Raw genomic sequence first — 21,359 nt, 5'->3', positions numbered from 1 at the left:
CGAGGCAGCCGACATCGATGATGACAACGATGGCGGCGAAGCCTGCAAGCATAGCCGCGCAGCCGCTGCCCCGCCGCGCCCATTGGCGAAGGCAGCCGCCCCTGCCAGCGATGTCAGTGCATCCGTCGATCAGGCCGCGCCGCGCTTGAACGCCAGCAGCTTGGGGATGAAGCTCTGCACCACGTCACCGTTCTGGTTCTTGGTTTCGCAGCGGATGCGGACGATGGCGCGTTCGGGCCTAGAACGCGAGGGGATGATTTCCAGCACCTCGGATTCGAGATGCAGCCGGTCACCGGGCCTCGTCGGCAGCGGCCAGCTCAGTTCCTCGACACCGGCACCGATCACGCCAGCAGACATCGGCAGGCTCTCCACCACCAGCTTCATGGTGATCGACGCCGTGTGCCAGCCACTTGCGGCCAAGCCCTTGAAAAAGGTGTTCTTGGCCTGTTCCGGATCGGTGTGGAACGGCTGCGGATCGAACTCGCGTGCGTAGGTCATGATCTGCTCGGCGTCCAGCAGGTACTCGCGGCTCTTGAATTTTTGACCGACGACGAGGTCGTCAAGGTATAGCTTGTCGCTCATGAAAGTGGTCTCCTGAATCTCCGTTATTCATGATGACCATCATACTTCAATGCATGATGATCATCATGCCATCGACGAACCGCACTACACTGCAGGGCATCGCCATTCGTCACCGCCCACCATGCGTTACCCCGCCAACGAAACCGCCCAGAAACGCGAACGCATTCTGGATGAGGCCGCCCGTCTCTTTCGCGAACGCGGCTTCGATCGTGTGGGCGTGGCCGAAGTCATGCAGGCCGCTGGCTTGACGCACGGCGCGTTCTACGCCCACTTTGCGTCGAAGGAGGCGCTGGCATCCGAGGCGCTGGCACGCGCCTTCGCGCGATCGGAGAAACGGCTTTTTCGCAAGCGCCATGCCGACGAGGACCTCAAGCAGCGCTTTGTCGAGCGCTATCTGAATCGCGCGCATCTGAACGATCCGGGCGACGGCTGCCCGCTGGTTTCTCTCGGCGCGGAGGTGGCTCGCAGCGACGCATTGCAAGATGGTTTCACCGAAGCGCTCGAGCAGATGATCGAGAAGATGGCCGAGTCCTTCGACTGGACGCCGTCCGATGATGCTTCGGGCGCACCGGCACGTGCACGCTCGATCATGTTGTTGTCGACTGCCGTCGGTGCGCTGACGCTGGCCCGTGCAGTCAACAATCCGCAACTGGCCAATGAAGTGCTGAACGCGGTGAAAAACGAATTGCTTGCCCAGCCCGACTGATCCACAAACGACAAGGCCGCCGAGCGAGCGCCCGGCGGCCTTGTCATTCACTCGCTCGCCTGACTGTTACTTGCGGATCACGACATCCACACGACGCGATGCGGCATTGTTGGCACCGGTGTCGCTGGTTTCTGCGGGCTTTTCAAGCACGGCACGATCCGCTGCAATGCCCGCTGCCACGAGTGCGGACTGCACCGCCTGCGCACGCTGCTTGGACAGTTCTGCATTCTTGACCGGATCGCCCGTAGGATCGTTGAAGCCGGAGATCACGGCCTTCGCGCCAGCATTGGCTTTGAGGTACTCGACCAGCGCCTTGGACTTGTCGCCAAACTCGGCCGCTACATCGGTCTTGCCGGAATCGAAGAACACGCGCAGCATCGGCAGATCCTGCGCGACGCTGTCGATCACCGCAGCACCGGTAGGCACGCCCACAGCGGCCTCGCTGGCTGCCGGTGCGGGCATCGGTGCCGGAGCGGCTTCCACAGAAGCAGGCGGCGTGACGGCTGCCGGAGCAGAGGTGGTTGCCGGTGTGGGCGCTGGTGCGTCAGGTTTTTTCTTGCTGCAGTAGTTGATGCCGAAGATGACGATCAGCGCACCGATGATCCATGGCAGCCATTTGGCCAATCCACCACCTGCGCTGCCAGCGGCCGCAGCCGTTTGCGATGCGGCTGAAGACACACTCGCGGCTCCTGCGCTTGCGGCAGCGGCCGTTCCCGCCAAGGCCGATCCGAGCAGCCCACGGCCACCTTCGGCCAGCGAAGCCACGTCGGCAGGCAGCACGGAAGGCACCGAGCCGCCTGGGGTCAGATAGGAAATGAGCTTGGGCAGCAGGGCGCCGACGATGCCCACCACCTTGTCGCGCGGCAGATCCAGGCGCGACACGATGGTGGCCAGCAGTCCACCACCTGCACCGGTGCCGAACATCGATTCCACTTGCGCGTTGCTGGGCACTTGCGGGGTCGACGAATTGCCGAGCCAGCTCTGCACCATGCCCTCCAGACCATCGCCGCGCAAGCGCTGCAGCAGCCCGGAGATGCCACCGGAAGATGGGTTGGTGACGAAGGCCAGCAGCATCTGCGCGATGGATTTCGCTTGGTCCCCGCTCAGACCAAAGCGGCTACCAATCTCTCGAATCAGGTTGTCCAGCATGTCCGCACTCCTAGGGTTGATTTTGAAACCGCCAAGGGATGCCTGACGGATCGACGGAGTGTGGAAGGCGGTTGCCAAGATCCCTGTAGGACAGCGCCTTGCAGGTGCGTCCCAGCGTAAATCAATGCAAATTCCGCCCACGCAGGAGAACACCCTGACACAAAACAGGCTCGCAAAACCACATCACAAGCATCGAACCGATTGCTGCGCCCACCACCACCTCACACCGGAGTGACACCGGAGTGGCACGCGCCGGACTGGACAACAGGATCAATACTGCGGCGTGTCCTTGGTCGGGAAGGTGCCGGGCAGCAGGATGCCGGTGTCCACGTTCTGGATGTTGGTGTGACCGCAGAAAGCCATGCTCACATCGAGTTCCTTGTGCAGAATCTGCAGCGCCTTGCTCACACCCGCCTCGCCGAAAGCACCCAGGCTGTAGGCCATCGCACGGCCAATCATCGTGCCGCGCGCGCCCATGGCCCAGGCCTTGAGCACGTCCTGACCACCGCGAATGCCGCCGTCCATCCAGACCTCGATCTGCTGGCCGACCGCATCGACGATGGAAGGCAGCGCGTGGATCGACGAAGGTGCTCCGTCCAATTGGCGACCACCGTGGTTGCTCACCACGATGGCGTCCGCGCCACTTTGCACGGCAAGGCGCGCGTCTTCCACATCCATGATGCCCTTGAGAATCAGCGGACCGTCCCACTGCTTGCGCACCCACGCCACATCGCTCCACGACAGGCGCGGATCGAACTGTTCGTTGGTCCATGCGGCCAGCGAATTCATGTCACTCACGCCCTTCACATGGCCCACCAGATTGCGGAAGGTGTGGCGCTTCGTGCCCGCCATGCCGAGGCACCAGCGCGGCTTGGTCATCAGGTTGATGATGTTGGGGATGGTCGGCTTGGGCGGTGCGGTCAGGCCGTTCTTGATGTCTTTGTGGCGCTGGCCGATCACCTGCAGATCGAGCGTGAGCACCAGCGCGCTGCACTTGGCATCACGCGCGCGACCGATCATGCGGGTCATCGCTTCGCGGTCGCGCATCATGTAGAGCTGGAACCAGAACGGTGCCTTGGTGCTCTCGGCAATGTCCTCGATGGAGCAGATGCTCATCGTCGAGAGCGTGAACGGAATGCCGAATTTCTCTGCGGCGCGTGCGGCATGGATTTCGCCATCGGCATGCTGCATGCCCGTCAGCCCCACGGGCGCAATCGCCACGGGCATCTTCGCCTTCTGGCCAACCATGGTGACCTCGGTGCTGCGCCCTTCCATGTTGACCGCCACGCGCTGGCGCAGCTTGATCTTCTGGAAATCTTCGCTGTTGGCACGGTAGGTGGTTTCGGTCCATGAACCGGAATCCGCATAGTCGTAGAACATGCGCGGCACGCGTTGCTCGGCCACTTGGCGCAGGTCTTCGATGCAGGTCATTTTGGAGAGTTCAGGCATGGCGGTCTTCCCCTGCGCACCGCCACACGCATGCCGCCCGGGACTTTGTCAGCCGATCAGCATTCGCGCGACAACACACAGCGTTGGTGTTATCTGGAATGCGGCAATGGTAGCGCTGGCCGCCGAGGTTCTGTTTGAAGCCTGCTGTGGGTCGTTTGAATTTTTTTCAGCGCCGCGCCAGCGCCACACCGGCAATCGCCACCAGAAAACCCACGATCTGGATGGCCTCCATGGTCTCGCCGAAGATGAACCAGCCCTGCAGCGCAGACAGCGGCGGCACCGCCAGCAGCAGCGCTGTGGTGCGCGTGGCCTCGCCCCGACGCATCAGCCAGATCAGCAAGGTGGTGCCCGCCACCGACAGCACCAGCACCGCATACGCCAGATAGCCCCAGAGCAGCGGTGAGTTGTCCCAATGCGGCTTGCCGAAGAGGAGCGCCATGACGATCAGCACCAACACCGCGCCGATGTTCTGCACGGCACCTGCGCTGCGCAGATCGCTGGCCGCCAGCGGCGACTTCTGCACCATCGAGCCCACCGTGAGCGACAGAATGCTGCCCGCAGCAATCAATGCCACCGGCAAGGAAAGCGCCGACGCATCGGCCGCCGCAAGCCGTGGCCACAGCACCAGCGCCACGCCACCAAAGCCCAGCGCAAGGCCGATCCATGTCGAGCCCGACAAGCGTTTGTGCAGCACCACGACCGCGATCAGTGCGGTGAACAAGGGCTGCAGCGCGCCGATCAGCGCCATGATGCCCGCCGGCATGCCCTGCGACATGGCCCACCAGCTTGGGCCCAGATAAAAACCGCTCATGAGCGAACCGGCCAACAGATGCAGGCCCACGCGCCGCGCACCCTTGGGCCACTCCACGCGCGCCCACCAAGCGGCAGCGGTGAACACCACGCACACCAAAGCAAACCGCAAGGCCAGAAACCAGAACGGATCCGCATGCGCCGCAACGCCCCGCCCGACGAGGAAACCAGACGACCAGATCAGCACGAACAGGAGCGGAGCGAAGGTATGCAGCACTTGCGGTTGGAAGCGTGTTGTGGGGTGCGGGGGCAGAAGCTGAGGCAGCGACCGCCACGAGCACATACGACTCGCAAGCACTTACCGGAATGCGTCCGATGGTACAGACTTCAGACTACTTTTGCTGGCGCACGCCCGCGCCGCGCACTTCCACCGAAGTCTCGTCGAGCACCTGGCCTTTCGCATCGACCAGCTCGACCTTGTAGCGCCCCGGCCAAGGCAGCCAGCCCCAGCGCGCACCGCGTGCCTGCTCCTTGCCGTTGAACAGCCAGCGTGCGCCGTCGGGCGCATCGCTTGCGATGAACTGCACGCGCTGACGCGCCGGTGGAATGTCCGGGTCCAGCGCGATGATGGTGCCCGACACGGGCGAAACAATGCGTGCGGGCATGCCTTGCGCCGCAGTCGATGCGCCTTGCTTGCTGCCCTTCTTGCCGCGCTGTGCTTCACGCGCCTCTTCTGCCGAAGCCACAGAATCGATGACGAATTTCTTCTGCTCGGTGCCACGCAGAAACCATTCATCGCGCGGACTCTCCAACCAGTTGCCTGCCGTGTCCATCGCGCCGAATTGCACCGCCGTCTTCACCACATTCGCAGGAGCCTTGGGCACGCTGTTGCGTTGATCGCGATGCAGCCACACCATCAGCTCGGCCCAGATCGGTGCAGCGCCACTGGTGCCGCTCACATCGTGCATGGGCTCGCCGCTGGCATTGCCCACCCACACGCCCACCGTGTAGTGCTGCGACCAGCCCAGCGCCCAGTTGTCGCGCATGTCCTTGCTGGTGCCCGTCTTCACCGCCGTCCAGAAACGCGTGTTCAGCACACTGTCCGTGCCGAAGGTGCGCACGCGGGCATTGGTGTCGGAAAGCATGTCGCCCACGATGAAAGCCGCGCCTTCATCGATCACCTGCTTGCCCGGCACTGGCGATGCGGCCTTGCCTGCATTCGTTGTCTTCACAGTCGGCTGCAGCAGTGCGCCCGACCAGCGCCCACCATTGGCCAACGTGCGATAACCGTTGGTGAGATACAGCAGCGGGATCTCCGCACTGCCCAACGCCAGGCTGTAGCCGTAATAACCACCCGACTCGCGCAGCGGCATGCCGAAGGCCTTGAGCTGTTCGTGAAAGCGGTCCGTGCCCACCATCACCAAAGTCCGCACCGCAGGCACGTTCAGCGACGCAGCAAGCGCCGTGCGCGCCGATACCCAGCCCTTGAACTGGCGGTCGTAATTCTGCGGAATGTAGAGTCCATTCGCCGTCGGGATATAGGCCGGTGAATCCTCGACCAACGACGCAGCGGTCAAGCGCTTTTCGGCAATCGCCTGCGCGTACAAAAACGGCTTCAACGTGGAGCCCGGCTGCCGCCAGGCCAGCACACCATCGACCTCGGCCGCTTGACTCAAGAGCCCCGACGACCCCACCCACGCAAGCACCTCGCCCGTCGCGTTGTCGAGCACGACGATGGCGCCATCTTCCACATTGCGCCCACGCAGTTCGCGCAGATGGCGCGTGAGCGTTTCCACCGCCACGCGCTGCAGCGGCGCGCTGATGCTCGACTTCACCTGCGCCGATTTCACATCCGTACCCTGACCTCGCAACTGCGCCAGCAACTGCCGCGAGTAATGCGGCGCAATGCCTTCGCTCGGATCGAACGCGCGTCGCTGCAACGCGCCCGTGGTGAACAGATCGAGCGCATCGCAGTTCGTTGCCTGCGACTTGCGCATGTCCTTGAGCACGCCACAGGCCCGCTGCGCCACCTGCGCAGGCTTGGCGTTGGGCGCACGGACCAGTGCCGCAGCAACGGCGGCCTCGCGCTCATCGAGGCCATGCGGTGCCTTGTCGAACAGCGTGCGCGACAGCGCATCGATGCCCACCAGCTCGCCGCGAAACGGCACGAGATTGAGATAGGCCTCCAGAATCTGGTCCTTGCGCCAGCGCCTGTCCAGCACCTGCGCGGCCACCGCCTGCCCGACCTTCTGCACCACCGTGCGCCCACCCGCGCCCTGCCGCCAGTCGCCATCGAGCAGCCCGGCAAGCTGCATGGTGATGGTGCTCGCGCCGCGCGTGCGCTGGTTCCAGAGATTGCCCCATGCTGCGGCGGACACCGCACTCCAGTCCACGCCGCTGTGTTCAAAAAAACGCTTGTCCTCGCTCATCACCAGCGCCGTGCGCAGCGCGGGCGACACATCGGCGAGCGCCGTCCACTGGCCGCGTCGCACCGTGGAATCGGTACGGATGCGTTGAATCGCCTCGCCCTCGCGCGACAGGATCAGCGTCTCGGACGAGCGAAAGTCCTGCCTCACTTCGTCATAGCTCGGCAACGCGCTCGCAACCGGGCTGAATGTCAAAGCACTCACAGCCAGCAACGCGGCCGCCGGTGCACGAAAACGCGCCACACCATGCGCTGCAAATGAGATGGCTGCAAGCCGAAAATTCATAAAGGACGGGAAGCAAGAGAATGGGAGGACATCATCGTGAGACAAGAGTCTTCACGAGAGCGCTGCAGGGAAATTATCCAACATGGTCATTGCAACCACATTCCCCGAGCATCCCCTCAGCCGCTGAAGGCACCGGATACGGTGATGGGATCGGTGAGATCGAACCGCCACGTATTCGGTCGGCTCCGCAGATGTGCGACGCCCGTTCCAGATACCCATGTCCAACACATCGTATCGAAACCGGAGCGCTGCATCACCATCGAACGGCGACAGTGCCACCCCTTCAAATCAGCGCTGGCGCTCCCGCAATTGGCCCAATGCGCAACGCACTGGAACTTCAGCGCCGATGCGGGGCCTTGGCAGTCACCGGGTTCGCGGTGTTTGCGTTGCTTCGCTTCAGCCCTGCCAATGTAGCCCACTCGAATGACGGTTGCGTGACACGAAGACTGCACAAATGGGACGATCAGCCCGCCTGCGCGCGCAGGCGGGCCGCATCACACCAGCGCTGCGCGATGTGCGGCGCGGTCACACACACGGTCTCGTGCGTCACGGTGGTCACGGCGCGCTCCAGCAGTTGAATGTCGGCCTCGTGCTGGCGCGCCACATGCGGGTCTTCAAAGAAAATCGCGCGCTGGCAGCGGCGGTCCAGCACCAGATCGGCAATCTGCGCATCACCGCCCAGCGGGCCACTGTTGAAGCGGTAGACCCACTCCTGATCTGCAGGCCAGCCCTTGCTCCACGCCAGTTCGTTGAGCCGCTGACCGGTCGTGCCCGTGCCCACACGTCGACCAAAGCGCGACAGCAAATCGAAGTTGCGATCGGCAAACTCCAGCATGGTCTGCTTCAAGGCATCGTGCGCAATCAGCGCCACGGTCTGCTTCTCGAAATCGTGAAAGCGGTCTGCGCTCGGATCGCGTGGCAGCCCCGCCTGAATGCGCTCCATCTCCAGCCAATCGCGCGCGCTTGCCACCGTCGAGAGAAACGGCTTGGAATGGATCAGACACTGCCGCTTGAGCGCCAGCGCCTCGGGAAAGATCGACGACGGGTCCACTGGGTCGATCAGATAGATCGCGCCGTCGAGCCTGCGCCCCTCTTCGGGCATGCCCACCACTTCGGCCACCAGCTTCATCAAGCCACCACGGCTGCCGCGCGGATAGCGCTGCAGCGGCTCGTAATGCGCCAGCATGCCGGCCTGCGCAATCGCATCGAAGGTGCGCCCCACGACGTGAAAACCGACGTTCAACTCCCGAATGCCCTTTTCCGCATGGCGCAGGAATTCAAACAGGGCCCCTTCGGCGTTATGGTGGTGCAAACGGTTGGCAGCAAGACCCATCAACATGGCAAGACTTCAAAGCGGTTGGAACAACGCGTATTTGACCACGCTGCCAAGTCGCCTGCATGAATGCCGAAGTTCTTTCTTCAGGCGCGATGCGGGACGACTTTCACGCTCCACAGCCCCGCCTGCACCTTCTTGCCGTAATGCCTCGGCATGTCCACCTTGATCTCTCGCGAGGCGGGAACGTCCGCGTCATACGCACACACGATGCCACTCTGTTCATCGCGCAATTCCCAGCGCGCATTTTTCGCATGCGCCTCGGCCACGGTGATGACGAACACCGCCGAACCCTCGTTCATTCCCACATGGAATTCGGGCCAGTCCTCGAACTCCGCTTTCTTCGCGGATTCGGGAAACGCATGCGCTCCGGGCTCGAAACCCTGACTGTCATGCGCCCACAGACTCTTGGACAACACAGGCCAGACCACAAAGCGCAAAAAATGCTGATCCATCACGCGGGTATTCATGAAGCGCCCGGCCTTCACAAAGTCGCGTATCAGTTGCTCCATGTTCTGAAACACGCCCTGCGCCCCGCCCCACATGCCCGCCAGAATCAGCTCGGTGTGCGTGTAGCGGTCGCGCATGGTGTGAAACCATTGGCCGCTCTTCAGCCACTCATCGACCGCTGCGCGTTCGCGGTACGACACCAGCGAGTCCGCATCGCGGATCAGAAAGTGCTTGACCGCCGGGTCATCCATCACAAAGAAGCGCCAGTAAAGCCCCGACAACTCTTTTTGCTGCGGAGTCACCTGCACCACTTCGGCACCCTTTTCACGCAGCTTGCTTTGCACATCCACCGGCACGGAATCATCCACATAGAAACGGCAAGTCCACTCCGGATAGATATCCTTGGCCAACGCTACATTGATGAGCGCCGTTTCGCAATATCGCGGCAATGCGCCAAACAGCGAATAAGCGATGATGTTCTGCTTGGGATTGCTCGCATCGAACGCAGGCGCAGCACCATCGATACAAGCCACCATCGGCTCCGCAGCCACCTGCTCCCGCTTGGATTGCAGCGCGAGCGCGGCGTACTTCCGCAGTTCGTCTTCGTGCTTCAACGCATGACAGACTTCGACCAAACCATCGTAGATATTGGTGTTGACCGACGATCCGCTGATATCGATGGCCTTGCGGTAATGCCGATAGGACTCCTCAGGAAGCCCCGCACGCAAGGCACTGAACGCCAGATCCATCAACACCGACGCACGCCCCGGCACCTGCACATTCACCTTGAGCATGTGCCGATACGCACCCGCGTAGTCCTGCAACCGAATGAGCTCCAGGTATTTCTTGGAAAGCTCCCCGACCGACACATTCTGGCGACGGGCATAAGCGCTGGATTTCTTCATAAGTGTCCTCTCCCGGTGGCCCGCCAACACAGCGCATCGCCACCCTCTCTTCGTTCGATTATTCGCAGCAATGCGAAAACGACGAGTATGGTCAGATCACGAAATCGGGCGCAAACACGATTGCCTGCAACGCATACCCAACACCATCAAAAATCACAGACTCTGCGAACATGAAAAAAGCCGACTTCAACCCGCTGCCCTGTCGGCAGCGGTCGAAGTCGGCTTGAACTCAGCGCGAGAAAAGTGGCTTACTTGGTGACCACCTTCACCTTCGCATTCGGCGACTCGCCAAACATCTCCGGCGCATAAAGCGCCTCCACGCGGCTAGGCGGCAGCGAGAACTCGCCTGCGTTGTTCAAACGCACGGTGTATTCCATGCTGATCGAGCCCTTGGGGATGTACTGGTAGTAGCTGCGGAAGGACTCGAAGCTGCGTTCCTCGAACGCTGGCCAGGCCCAGCCTTCACGCTTTTCGCCGGTGGTCGCGATTTCGGAGTCACGGCCGAGGCCGCCGCCGAGGATCGTGGCGCCTGCGGGGATCGGGTCGGTGATGGCCACCCAAGTCATGTCGGCGCTGGCGTTCACTTCCAGCTTCACGCGCAGCACGTCGCCGCGCGAGTAGGTGTTGGCGGGCAGGCTCTTGTCGGCCTGCTCGACGGGCGTGACGGTCTTCTTGATCGCGTAGCCAGCAGCGAACGGCTCCTTCAAGCGGATGGCCGCGACCGACTGCACGGTCAGCCATGGTTTGCCGCTGCCCACCTGCGTCACGCTCAAGTCGGCGGGCGCGGGCGTCCAGGGCAGGAACATGGTGTTGTTCTTGAAGTTGCCCGGTGATGCGGGTGCGCCGAACCAGGTGGTCTGGTTCGGTGCGCCGCCTGCGTCGCTGGTCTTCACGCGCTCGACCTTGCTCCAGTCGACCAGCGCCGAGTTGCTGCCCAGCGTGGCCTTGGTGAAGCCCGCAACGGGAGTGGACTCATGCACCGCGCTGAATTTCTCCAGCGCCAGACCGCCCCAGAAGTTGGCCGACGTGGTGTGCCACGCGCCGTTCTGCTGGCGCTGAATGAAGCCGTTGGCGATGCGGCCGATGTCGTCCTTCCATGCGGGATCGTTCATCACCGCGATCAGCAGGCGGGCCATGTTGACGTCGCCGCTTTGCATCAGCCACCACCAGTAGTCGTCGCGCTCGGTGCTGAAGATCACCTTCGTGCCCTGGAACGACAGACGTGCGCGCAAAATCTGCGTGGCCTCGGCGAGCTTCTTGTCGCGCTCGGGCACGTCCTTCATGCGCTGCAGCACCATGAACCAGTCGATCACCGAATGCGTGGGCCACTGGTTGGGCGTGATCTGGATGCTGGTGAGCATGTTCGGCGTGGCCTTGCCGTAGCGCGAGAGCGCTTCGACTGCCGCCATCTTGCGCATGTCCAGATCCTTCTTCGGGCTCCAGAAAGTGCGCTGGATGCGGCCTTCCACGAACGAGGTCAGACCGCGCACCATCTTGTCGAACGACTCGGGCGGCAACGTGAATTCTGGATGCAGGCTCGACGCTTCGTTCGCCGCAGACAGCAAATAGGCGGTGAGCGTGTCGCTGCCCATGTTCGCATCGCCCGCACGTGGCGGGAAGTACAGCGCCAGACCGTCGCCATCCAGATAGGTCGGCAGTTGCGACATCACGTTCTGCCACATCGCGCCGTCGCGCAGGCCGACCGATTTGCTGGTCTTTTGCTCCAGACAAATGAACGGGTAGTTGATCCACCAGTCGCGCACCGCAGGCAGGCCCTCGGCCAGTTTGGGTTGCAGCGCGAGCTTGAGGCCGCCGCGTCCCGCCACCGCATCGGCCGGAGGCGCAACGCTCATGTTGATGCTTCCATCCACCTGCATCAGCGTGCCCTGCTGCACGGTCAGCGGGATCGCGGGGATCAGTTTCTGGCTCACCTTGAGCGCATCGCGCGCACCCGCAGTCAGGTCCTTGGCCTCGATCTCCCACATCAGCGCCTGTGCGCGCGTCTGCGCCAGTTGCGCAGGCGCAGTCACGTCCCAGGACACTTCGCGCGCATCGTTGGCGGGAATGTCCACGGTCAGCTTGTCGAGCGTGAGCAGCGCAGCGCGCGGCGTCACTTCCACCTTCATCGCGTTCTTGGTGGTGTTGCGCAGCGTGATCATCGCCCGGAACTGGTCGTCCTCGCGCACCAGCGGCGGCAGGCCGCTGATGATCTGCAGGTCCTGCGTGGCGCGGATTTCCGTGCTGCCGGTGCCGAACAGGCTCACGCCCGCATCGGCCACGGCCACGATCTTGAACGTCGTCAGCGCATCGTTGAGCGGCACTTCCACCTTGGCCTGACCATTGGCATCGAGCTGGATGGTCGGGTTCCACAGCAGCAAGGTGTCGAGCAGTTCGCGCGCCTGCAGATTGCCGCCGCCACCGCCTGCCGGCACGGCCTTCTTGCCGTAGTGTCTGCGACCGATGATTTCCATCTGCGCGGTCGATGTCGACACGCCCCACGAGCGGCGCTGCATCATCGCTTCGAGCAGATTCCAGCTGGTGTTGGGCTTGAGCGCCAGCAGCGCCTTGTCCACCGCAGCCAGCGCGACTTCTGCTCCGGCGGCAGGCTTGCCATCGGGCAGCGTGGCCGAGATCGTCACCTGCGCCTTGCCGCGCACCGGGTAGCTTTCCTTGTCGGCGGTGACCTTCACATCGATCTGATGGCCCTTGATGCCCACGCGCAACTCGGCCATACCGAAGCGATACGCGGGCTTGGACAGATCGACCATCGCGGTCGGCGCGACATATTCCTTGCCTTCGTACCAGAACGCATTCCACCATTCACGCGGCGACTTGAAGCCCCAGGTGAAGAAGCTGTACCAAGGCACTTCCTGCAAGCGTCCGCGCAGCACGAACACGCTCACGTAGACGTTCGGGCCCCACGCTTCCTGAATCTTCACGTTCACCGTCGGGTCCTGGCCGTTGAGCTGCACGACCTCGGAACTCAGAATGCCTTCGCGTTCCACCGTCACCAATGCGGTGGCGTGGCGGAACGGCATGCGCACCTGCAACTGCGCGGTCTCGCCGGGCTGGTAGCTCTTCTTCTCGGGCAGCACGTCGATGCGGTCGTGGTCTTCGCCGCCGAACCACAGTTCACCCTGGCGCGTGACCCACACGGTCGATGCGGCCAGCGATTCGTTGCCGTCCTTGTCGCGGGCTTTCGCGATCAGTTCGACCTCGCCCGCTTCGGCGATCTTGGCCTCGCACAGCAGCAAACCGCGGTTGTCGGTCTTGCCGGTGCAGATGGTGCCCAAGTCCTTGGTCTCGGTCTTGTTGTCGTAGCTGTAGAAGCCGCCCACCATGCGCTTGCGGCTGGTGGTGGTGATGCGCGCGACGGCCTGCACTTCCACCGGCACCGATGCCTGCACCTTGCCGTCAAGCGACAGGGCCAGCGCCTGGAACTTCATCTTGTTCGATGCCGACACCCAACCCTCGGTCTTGATGCCCGCGATCACCGCTGCAGGCCACAGCGTCTGCGTGCTGCGCAGCGTCTGCACTTCTCCGTTCGGATCGGCATAGGTGGCTTCGAGCACCATGTCCTGCGGCGCGCGCGACTGCGGCACCTTGTCGAGCGTGACCGTGCCCGCGCCCTTGGCGTCGAGCGTCACGGGCAGCTTGTCGGCGATCACGCGGTTGTCTTCGGATGCCGTGGCTTCCTCGTTGTCGCTGTTGCCGCTTGGGTTGGCATCGCGCTTGCGCGGTGGCTGGAAGCTGAACATCTCGAAGTCCGAGAAGCTCATGTACTTGCCGCGCACCATGGACGACACGCGCACCGGCAGACGCGCCGCCGGGCCGCCCGAGACATAGTTGATCTGCACATCGACCGGCACGCTGCGTGCGCGCACCAGCGGCTTCTTGTCGGTCGGCGTGATGCGGCCATCGAACACCGGCAGACGGAACTCTTCCACGCGAAAGCTGCCCGAGCTGAAGCTGTGCGCATCGCGCGCCTTGCTGCCCTTGAGCTCGACACCGTATTCACCCAGCTTGGCGGCGGGCGGAATCTTGAACGTGCTCTCGGCACTCAGACCACCGCTTGCCGTCTTGCGCCATTGCAGCTCTTCGGTGAACTGCTGGCCGCTGCCGTAATGCGTGATGACCAGCGTGGCCGGGGCGCCATCCGGCAGGCCGAAGCCCTTCATGCTCTGCGTGCGCAGATAGTGCTTCATCGACACCGTCTCGCCCGCGCGCAGCAGCGTGCGATCGAACACCGTGTGCGCCACTTGGTCCGGTTGACTGTCCAGACTGGTCGGCGCGTTGAAGCGCCATGGCTCGATGCCGCGCTGCCAGTCGGTCCATGTGAAGGCCATGTCCTCCACGCCTTCCGTGTCCTTGGCGCGCGCGCTCACGAAGTACGAGCGGCTGTAGTTGCTGCCATCGTCGCAGGCGGAAGGCTCGGGCGGCAGCTTCTCGAACCGGGCGATGCCCTTGGCATCGGTGGTCGCATGCGCCACTTCGCTGCCATCGCAGCGCGACACGCGCACCACGGCGTTGGCAACGACCTGTCCCTTGTCGAGCGTGGTCACCCAGGCTTCGGAATTCTCGCGCCCAAGCTTGAAGTGCACGGCCAGATTGGTCACCAGCGCGGTCGTGCGCACATACATCGTGCGGCCTTCGCCCAGATCTTCGCTCAGCAGCGACTTGCCGAGCATGGGCGATGCAATCTCGACCACATGGAAGCCGACGGGCAGCGGAATGCCCACCACTTCAAACGGGCGCGGATCGTTGCTGTTGGTCTTGGGCACATCAAGCGTCTTCACGTTGGGCTTGCCACCAAGCAGCGACACGGCGCGCGTCTGCACATACCCGTCCTTTTCGTTCTCGCCTTCGTTTTCCAGACGTTTGGGCAGCGCGCCCTTCACATCGCCACGCGCCTGCGAGCGCGGCACCGACCAATCGCTGTAGCGCTGCACCTTGCGATACCAGCGGATGATCTCTGCGTCCGTTCCCGGCTTGAGCGTGCTGACCTTGGGCGGCTGGCCCTGCACCAGCTTGGCCGCTGTCGCCGCATCCAGCCCGCTGACCTGCAGCGCCTGCTCGACATTGCGCAGCGTGACCGGCAGCAGCGCCGGGCCCTTGGGGCCTTCGGCAAAGCGCTCGACCACACCGAACGGCGACGCCGCAAACTTGGCCAGCGGCGGCATCTGCCCGACGGAGACACTCAGCGGAAAGCTCTCCGCATTCAACAAACCGCGTCCCGATGCGTCCTGGAAATTCTTGGGCAACTCGATCGCATACTTCGCGCCCGGCGGGAACGGGGCCTTGAAGGTCACGCTCGTCACGATAGATTCAGCGTCGCCCGCATCTCCGTCAAACGTCGGCTTCACATTGCCGGACGACGACTTGAGCACAATGCCGCTGGCCATCTTGCGCGCCACGGGTGCGTTGAACTGCAGCGCCATGTCGCGGATCGGCAAGCACGCGGCCTGCGCGTTTTCGCGCTCGCAGGTGAAGTCGGCCGAGAACGGCTCGCGCACATTGAAGGTGAAGCGCTTTTCTTCCGAATTGAGCACGCCGCTTGGCGATGCAACGCCCTTGCCGTACACCAGTTGCACCTTGGAGCCCGACGTCATGCGCCGCCCGCAGGACACGGTGAGGATGCTGTTCGGATCGCTCTTGGCCTTCTTCTCCAGCCCCAGCGACTGCAGCACATCCGTGCGCCGCTTGTCGGTGACGGTGCTCACACCCAGGCGCGAGCCCACATCGCTGGCCACGCACCAGATGTTCGCGTCCACACTGAACGGCTCGGCCGGGCCGTTGAGCTCCAGCACAAAGACCTGCTCTTCATCGATGGCCTCGTAGGTGTTGGGCCTGATGTTGCGCACATAGGGGCCGCCGGTCTGGAACTTGAAGCTCTTGGTGCCGGAGATTTCCGTGCCGTCGGGCGACTTGAAATCGCTCTTCACGCTCGCCGTGCAGCGCACGCCCGGCGGCAGGTCGCGAGAGAAGTCGAACACCCATTCGCGGTCGCCGGTCCAGCGTGCCGTGCCCTTGCCTGCATCGGCGTTGTCGCACGACACCGACAGCGGAGCCGCCGCCTTCGGATCGCCGAAGCGCACCGCCGCGCTGTCGAACTTGGCCACCAGTTGCCGCACGCGCGATACCTCGCCCTGCGGCGACAAACTGGTGATGGTCAATGCCTGCGCCGCGCCGGTCGCCAAAAGCGCCAACGTCAGCAGTGCTCCGCGAAAGCGAGTCGTGCCTGTTGTCATATGGAATTCTCGAAAATCCAGGGGAATGCCGCCGCAGACCTCCTCCTGTCTGCACGCGGCATTGCGAGCGTATTGCGTGATTCTGCTATGAGCGTGTCTGCGTCGTCCGGCCCCTCTCGGGCCACGGCACGCAGCACCCGCGCAGCGCCAAGCCACGCACGCTCAATTGCCTGCAACGAATATAGTCTGAAAACAAGTCAGCCCGCACTCGCGAGAGCGCATGCAAAATCAGACGTTAGTTACTTAAATTCACAAATAAGCATGACGCAGCTTCTGATGCATCAGATCGGGCCCCCGAAATGGAGCCGAGAGCCCATTCATGAGGTCAATGGGGATTTCGATCCCGCCGTGCTTGATCAGATCTTCAAGCACCTCGCCATGGTGCTGGAGCAAGTGCAGCGCGCCGTTCAGGCTTATCTGGATGAAGAGCCTGATGACGAACTTTTTCCGCGCAAGGAACGCATGAGTGGTGAGTTCTATCCAGGCGATATCTCATTCCAGCTTCAGGCATCACAAACGGGGACACCTGTGCACCGCTTCAGCATTCAGGCTCGCTGCCTTGAGAAGCAGGAATATGTGCCAACCCCAGATCGCGACTATCTTGGGTTGGAGGTGCACTTTGTCTGGGACCCACTGACTTGTTCAGCGGTGTTTGAAGGCGACGTTGATTCAAGCTCGATCTGACATCACTGCGGCTGAAACCCGCTCTCGCGAATGATCTTTGTCCAGACCTGCGTGTACGCATGCTCGCGTGTGGCGAGTTGGACAGGTGTCATGTAGTCAACGTTGATGCCCATGCCGGTGAGCTGCTCGCGCACATCGGGCATGGCAACAACTTTGGCCAGGGCCTGCGAGAAGCGCTCGATGAATGCAGCGGGCGTGCCTGCGGGCGCGTAGACGCCGTAATAAGGCAGGTCCTCGAAGCCCTTGAGGCCGAGCTCCGCAAACGTCGGCACATCGGGCAACGCGGGCTGGCGCTTGCCGCCAAGCACGGCCAGAACGCGCAACTTTCCGGCCTTGTGGTTTTCGAGAAAGTCCTGCACCGAGCCAATGCCCGCCGGAATCTGGTTGCCGAGCATGTCGGCAATCATCGGCGCACTGCCGCGATACGGCGCGGCCAGCAGGTCAAGCTGGTAACGCTTGCCGAGCAACTGCACCAGAAACTCGGGCGTCGATGCAGGTGCCGGAATGCCCACAGCGCTCTTGCCATGGCCTTCGTTCTTCACCCAGTTCACGTAGTCCGCAAAGCTCTTCGCGGGCGTCGATGCAGAGACCGCAAAGCAGTTCACGAAATTCGCGAAGCCGCCTGCGGGAACAAAGTCCTTGTCGGGATCGAAGCCCGGCTTCTTCACGACCTGCGGGAGGATGGAGATCGTGTGATCGTGCGTGACAAACAGCGTGCTGCCATCCGCTGGCGAAGCCTTCAGCACCTGCGCCGCGATCTGCCCACCGGCACCGGGACGGTTGTCCACGATGACGGTCTCGCCGAGCTGGTCCTTGAGCTTTTCAGCCAGCAGCCGCGCAATCGCATCGGTGCCGCCACCGGGCGGAAAACCGACCAGCAGCTTGATCTGCTTCGGGCCTTGCGCGAGGCTCCATGAGGCATGTCCCGCCGCAGATGCAGCCAACGAAAATTGAAGGACCTGGCGGCGAGAAAGGCTCATGGGGCTCATGGAAAACTCCGGAATTTGCAGATCGAACGGTCTTGCAAATATCAGGCGAGGCGAGCGCGGTTCTTGGCGATCTGCTGACGCACTTGCGCAGGCGCGGTACCGCCCAATGTATTGCGCGCGTTCAGCGAACCTTCGAGGCTCAGCGCCTCGAACACGTCCTGCTCGATGTTCGGGTTGAACGCCTGCAGCTCGGCCAACGGCAGTTCGCTCAGGTCCACGCCTTGCTGCTGCGCCAGCTTCACGGCGTGCGCGACGGTTTCGTGCGCGTCGCGGAATGGCAGGCCCTTCTTGACCAGGTAGTCGGCCAGATCGGTCGCGGTGGCGTAGCCCTTTTGCGCTGCGGCACGCATGTTGGCCGCATTCACGGTGATGCCGCCTTCCTTCTTGCCGGTCGCAGGGTTCACTTGGCCGCCGATCATTTCGGCGAAGATGCGCAGCGTGTCCTTCAAGGTGTCGACGGTGTCGAACAGTGGTTCCTTGTCTTCCTGATTGTCCTTGTTGTAGGCCAGTGGCTGGCCCTTCATCAGGGTGATCAGGCCCATCAGGTGACCGACCACGCGGCCGGTCTTGCCGCGTGCGAGTTCGGGCACGTCGGGGTTCTTCTTCTGCGGCATGATCGACGAGCCGGTGGTGAAGCGGTCAGCGATGCGGATGAAGCCGAAGTTCTGGCTCATCCAGATGATCAGCTCTTCCGACAGGCGGCTCACGTGCACCATGCACAGGCTGGCGGCGGCGGTGAATTCGATGGCGAAGTCGCGGTCGCTCACGCCGTCCAGACTGTTCTGCGACACGGCTTCCATGCCCAGCGTCCTGGCGACGCGTTCACGGTCCAGCGGATAGGTGGTGCCGGCCAGCGCGGCCGAGCCCAGCGGCAGCACGTTCACGCGCTTGCGCACGTCGAGCATGCGGTCGGCGTCGCGCTTGAACATTTCCACGTAAGCGAGCAGGTGGTGCGCAAAGCTCACGGGCTGGGCGACCTGCAGATGGGTGAAGCCCGGCAGGATCACTTCGATGTTCTGCTCGGCCACTTCGACCAGCGACAGTTGCAGTTCGCTGAGCAGGCCTTCGATCAGATCGATCTCGCCGCGCAGCCACAGGCGCACGTCGGTGGCCACCTGGTCATTGCGGCTGCGGCCGGTGTGCAGGCGCTTGCCTGCGTCACCCACCAGTTGCGTGAGGCGCGCTTCGATGTTCAAGTGCACGTCTTCCAGATCGAGCTTCCATTCGAACTCACCGGATTCGATTTCCTTGGTGATCTGCGCCATGCCCTTCTGGATGGAGGCCAGATCATCGGCACCGATGATGCCCTGCGCGGCCAGCATCTCGGCATGCGCCAGAGAGCCCTGAATGTCCGCCTGCCACATGCGCTTGTCGAAGAAAACGCTCGATGTGTAGCGCTTGACCAGGTCGCTCATGGGCTCGGAGAACAGGGCCGACCAAGCCTCGGCCTTGGTGGCAAGTTGGTCTTTTGATGGTTGCGATGCTGCAGAAGATGACATGAGAGGGCAATAATCCGGTTGTTCCGACACCCGAGAAAGCCGGATGCCGCAATGCAAGAGACCGAAATTTTATCGACCCTTCCGCCAGTCAGCCCAAAATCATCCGAACGTCCCTTCCGGGAAGAGCGGATGCAGGTGTTCGACGCCTGTCATATCGGCGTGGTTCTGCGTGCCGTTCTGTTCGTGGAAGTGGTGCTGGCCGTGGGCGTGATGTTCCCCTCCAGCTCGCCCATGGACTGGCTGTCGCGGTTGGCGCTGGTGACCGGCGGGGCCCTGCCCTCGACACTCGCCTGGCTGCTGTGCACCTGTGCGCTCAAGAGCCAATTGCAGAAGCTGCCGATGCTCGGCCAGTACCTTCTTGGCACACTGCTGGGATTCATCTCAGGAGTGAGCACATGCAAACTTTTGGCATGGGTGCTTTCCGATGCGGGTGAATGGCCCCTGCTTTCCAGCGGCATGACGGGCGGTCTGATGGCGCTGGCGCTGGTCGCGGCGCTGCAGATGCGCGCCCGTGGCAGCACGCCGGCGGCCACCACCGCGCGGCTGACCGAGCTGCAGGCGCGCATTCGTCCGCACTTTCTGTTCAACACCCTGAACAGCGCGGTGGCACTGGTGCGCGCCGAGCCCGCCAAGGCCGAGGCGCTGCTCGAAGACCTGAGCGATCTGTTCCGCCACGCGCTGATGGAGCAAGGCACGACCTCGACGATGGAGGAAGAAATCACGCTGGCCCAGCGCTATCTGGACATCGAACAGGTGCGCTTTGGCGACCGCATGCGCGTGCAGTGGCAGCTCGACCCGGCCGCCAATCTCGCCCAGTTGCCACCCCTGCTGCTGCAGCCGCTGGTGGAAAACGCCGTCAAGCATGGCATCGAGCCCTGCGCGCGCGGCGGCAAGCTGCGCATCAGCACCGAGATGCGCAATCGCCGTGTGATTCTGCAGATCACCAACACCGTGCCCGACACCGCCGAGGGCGAGGCCCGTGCCACGCGCGGCCACGGCATTGCGCTGGCAAATGTGCGTGAACGGTTGCGTTTGCTGCATGACGTGGATTGCGACTTCAGCGCGGGCATGCAAAATGGTCTGTACCGGGTGCGCATCGCGCTGCCCGCATTCAGCGCCTGATTTTTCCAACTCCACCAGAACCACATTGCCGGAATGAACATCCTGATCGTCGACGACGAAGCCTTGGCGCGCAGCCGACTGCGCACGTTGCTGGGCGACTGCGGCCCCGAGTACCACGTGCAGGAGGCAGCGCACGCAGCCGAGGCGCTCAGCGTGCTGCAGCAACGTCTGGGCGCGGACTTCGATCTGGTGCTGCTCGACATCCACATGCCTGGTCAGGACGGGCTCTCTCTGGCGCAGACGATCCAGCAATTGCCCAACCCACCGGCCATCGTGTTCGTGACGGCGCATGTCGATCACGCCGTGAGCGCGTTTGAACTCGACGCGACCGACTACCTCACCAAGCCCGTGCGCCTGGCGCGACTGCAACAAGCCATCGCCAAGGTGCAGCGCCTGCCGCGCGTCCCCACGCCAGCCGTCGCGCCGGTGCCCGACAACGAACCCGCCATCGTCATTCAAGAACGTGGCCGCACGGTGCGCTTGCCCATGGCCGAGGTGCTGTATCTGAAAGCCGAGCAGAAGTACGTGACCGTGCGCACCTTCACGCGCAGCTACATCCTGGACGGCTCGCTGCTGGAACTTGAATCGCGCTACGCCGAGCATTTCATGCGCGTGCACCGCAGCATGCTGGTCGCACGCCGGGCCTTGCGCTCACTTGAAAAACACTACGACGCCGAAGAAGGCGAAGGCTGGGCGGTGCGTCTGCAAGGGCTGGCCGAGCTGCTGCCCGTCTCGCGCAGGCAGGTGTCTGCCGTACGCGAGGCGCTCACCTTGCAGTGAGC

The 21,359-nt window shown here is 63.1% G+C and carries 14 protein-coding genes; 4 read left to right on the top strand and 10 right to left on the bottom strand.

The genetic code is table 11. From position 1 onward, the window contains the following. Positions 1 to 129: 129 nt before the first annotated feature. Positions 130 to 582 carry a MaoC family dehydratase gene (locus G7048_RS17205; RefSeq protein WP_166069311.1) on the bottom strand — a complete coding sequence of 151 codons (453 nt, stop codon included), beginning with the start codon at positions 580 to 582 and terminating at the stop codon, positions 130 to 132. A gap of 49 nt (positions 583 to 631) precedes the next feature. Between G7048_RS17205 and G7048_RS17200 the strand changes: the two genes are divergently transcribed. Further along, on the top strand, positions 632 to 1,288 hold the full coding sequence (locus G7048_RS17200) for a TetR/AcrR family transcriptional regulator (protein WP_166069310.1): 657 nt from the start codon (positions 632 to 634) through the stop codon (positions 1,286 to 1,288). 66 nt (positions 1,289 to 1,354) lie between these two features. On the opposite strand, the gene G7048_RS17195 is transcribed toward G7048_RS17200, so the two are convergent. The 7 genes from G7048_RS17195 to G7048_RS17165 all read right to left on the bottom strand — a co-directional run bounded on the left by G7048_RS17195 (position 1,355) and on the right by G7048_RS17165 (position 16,283). Beyond that, positions 1,355 to 2,437, bottom strand: a complete 1,083-nt coding sequence (locus G7048_RS17195) for an OmpA family protein (protein ID WP_166069309.1) — start codon at positions 2,435 to 2,437, stop codon at positions 1,355 to 1,357. Positions 2,438 to 2,707: 270 nt separating this feature from the next. Next, entirely contained in the window at positions 2,708 to 3,886 is a 1,179-nt protein-coding gene (locus G7048_RS17190) for an alpha-hydroxy acid oxidase (protein WP_166069308.1), read from the bottom strand. A 166-nt stretch (positions 3,887 to 4,052) separates the two neighbouring features. Beyond that, positions 4,053 to 4,910: a DMT family transporter gene (locus tag G7048_RS17185; protein WP_166071029.1), complete on the bottom strand. Its 858-nt coding sequence runs from the start codon at positions 4,908 to 4,910 to the stop codon at positions 4,053 to 4,055. A gap of 118 nt (positions 4,911 to 5,028) precedes the next feature. Then, positions 5,029 to 7,347: a penicillin-binding protein 1C gene (pbpC, locus tag G7048_RS17180; protein ID WP_166069307.1), complete on the bottom strand. Its 2,319-nt coding sequence runs from the start codon at positions 7,345 to 7,347 to the stop codon at positions 5,029 to 5,031. Between the two features lie 463 nt (positions 7,348 to 7,810). Further along, positions 7,811 to 8,686, bottom strand: a complete 876-nt coding sequence (locus G7048_RS17175; RefSeq protein ID WP_166069306.1) for a methylglyoxal synthase — start codon at positions 8,684 to 8,686, stop codon at positions 7,811 to 7,813. An 80-nt stretch (positions 8,687 to 8,766) separates the two neighbouring features. Next, complete coding sequence (locus tag G7048_RS17170) at positions 8,767 to 10,035, bottom strand: tetratricopeptide repeat protein (RefSeq protein ID WP_166069305.1); 1,269 nt, start codon at positions 10,033 to 10,035, stop codon at positions 8,767 to 8,769. A gap of 248 nt (positions 10,036 to 10,283) precedes the next feature. Next, entirely contained in the window at positions 10,284 to 16,283 is a 6,000-nt protein-coding gene (locus tag G7048_RS17165) for an alpha-2-macroglobulin (RefSeq protein WP_166069303.1), read from the bottom strand. Positions 16,284 to 16,544: 261 nt separating this feature from the next. Here G7048_RS17165 and G7048_RS17160 point away from each other — a divergent pair, with 261 nt between their 5' ends. Next, entirely contained in the window at positions 16,545 to 16,967 is a 423-nt protein-coding gene (locus G7048_RS17160; protein WP_166069302.1) for a hypothetical protein, read from the top strand. A 2-nt stretch (positions 16,968 to 16,969) separates the two neighbouring features. Here G7048_RS17160 and G7048_RS17155 read toward each other — a convergent pair whose 3' ends face one another. Next, a complete protein-coding gene (locus G7048_RS17155; RefSeq protein ID WP_166071028.1) occupies positions 16,970 to 17,947 on the bottom strand; it encodes a Bug family tripartite tricarboxylate transporter substrate binding protein in 978 nt (325 codons plus the stop codon). 50 nt (positions 17,948 to 17,997) lie between these two features. Next, on the bottom strand, positions 17,998 to 19,455 hold the full coding sequence (gene argH / locus G7048_RS17150) for an argininosuccinate lyase (protein ID WP_166069301.1): 1,458 nt from the start codon (positions 19,453 to 19,455) through the stop codon (positions 17,998 to 18,000). Positions 19,456 to 19,506: 51 nt separating this feature from the next. Here argH and G7048_RS17145 point away from each other — a divergent pair, with 51 nt between their 5' ends. Next, a complete protein-coding gene (locus G7048_RS17145) occupies positions 19,507 to 20,577 on the top strand; it encodes a sensor histidine kinase (protein ID WP_166069300.1) in 1,071 nt (356 codons plus the stop codon). A 33-nt stretch (positions 20,578 to 20,610) separates the two neighbouring features. Further along, positions 20,611 to 21,357 (top strand): LytTR family DNA-binding domain-containing protein, encoded by a 747-nt coding sequence (locus G7048_RS17140; RefSeq protein ID WP_166069299.1) that lies wholly within the window; start codon positions 20,611 to 20,613, stop codon positions 21,355 to 21,357. Positions 21,358 to 21,359: the final 2 nt, after the last annotated feature.

This window comes from Diaphorobacter sp. HDW4B (assembly GCF_011305535.1).
GTDB lineage: Bacteria > Pseudomonadota > Gammaproteobacteria > Burkholderiales > Burkholderiaceae_C > Diaphorobacter_A.
Note: the sequence above shows the minus strand (reverse complement) of the source record. Positions and strands in the feature narration are given on the sequence as shown.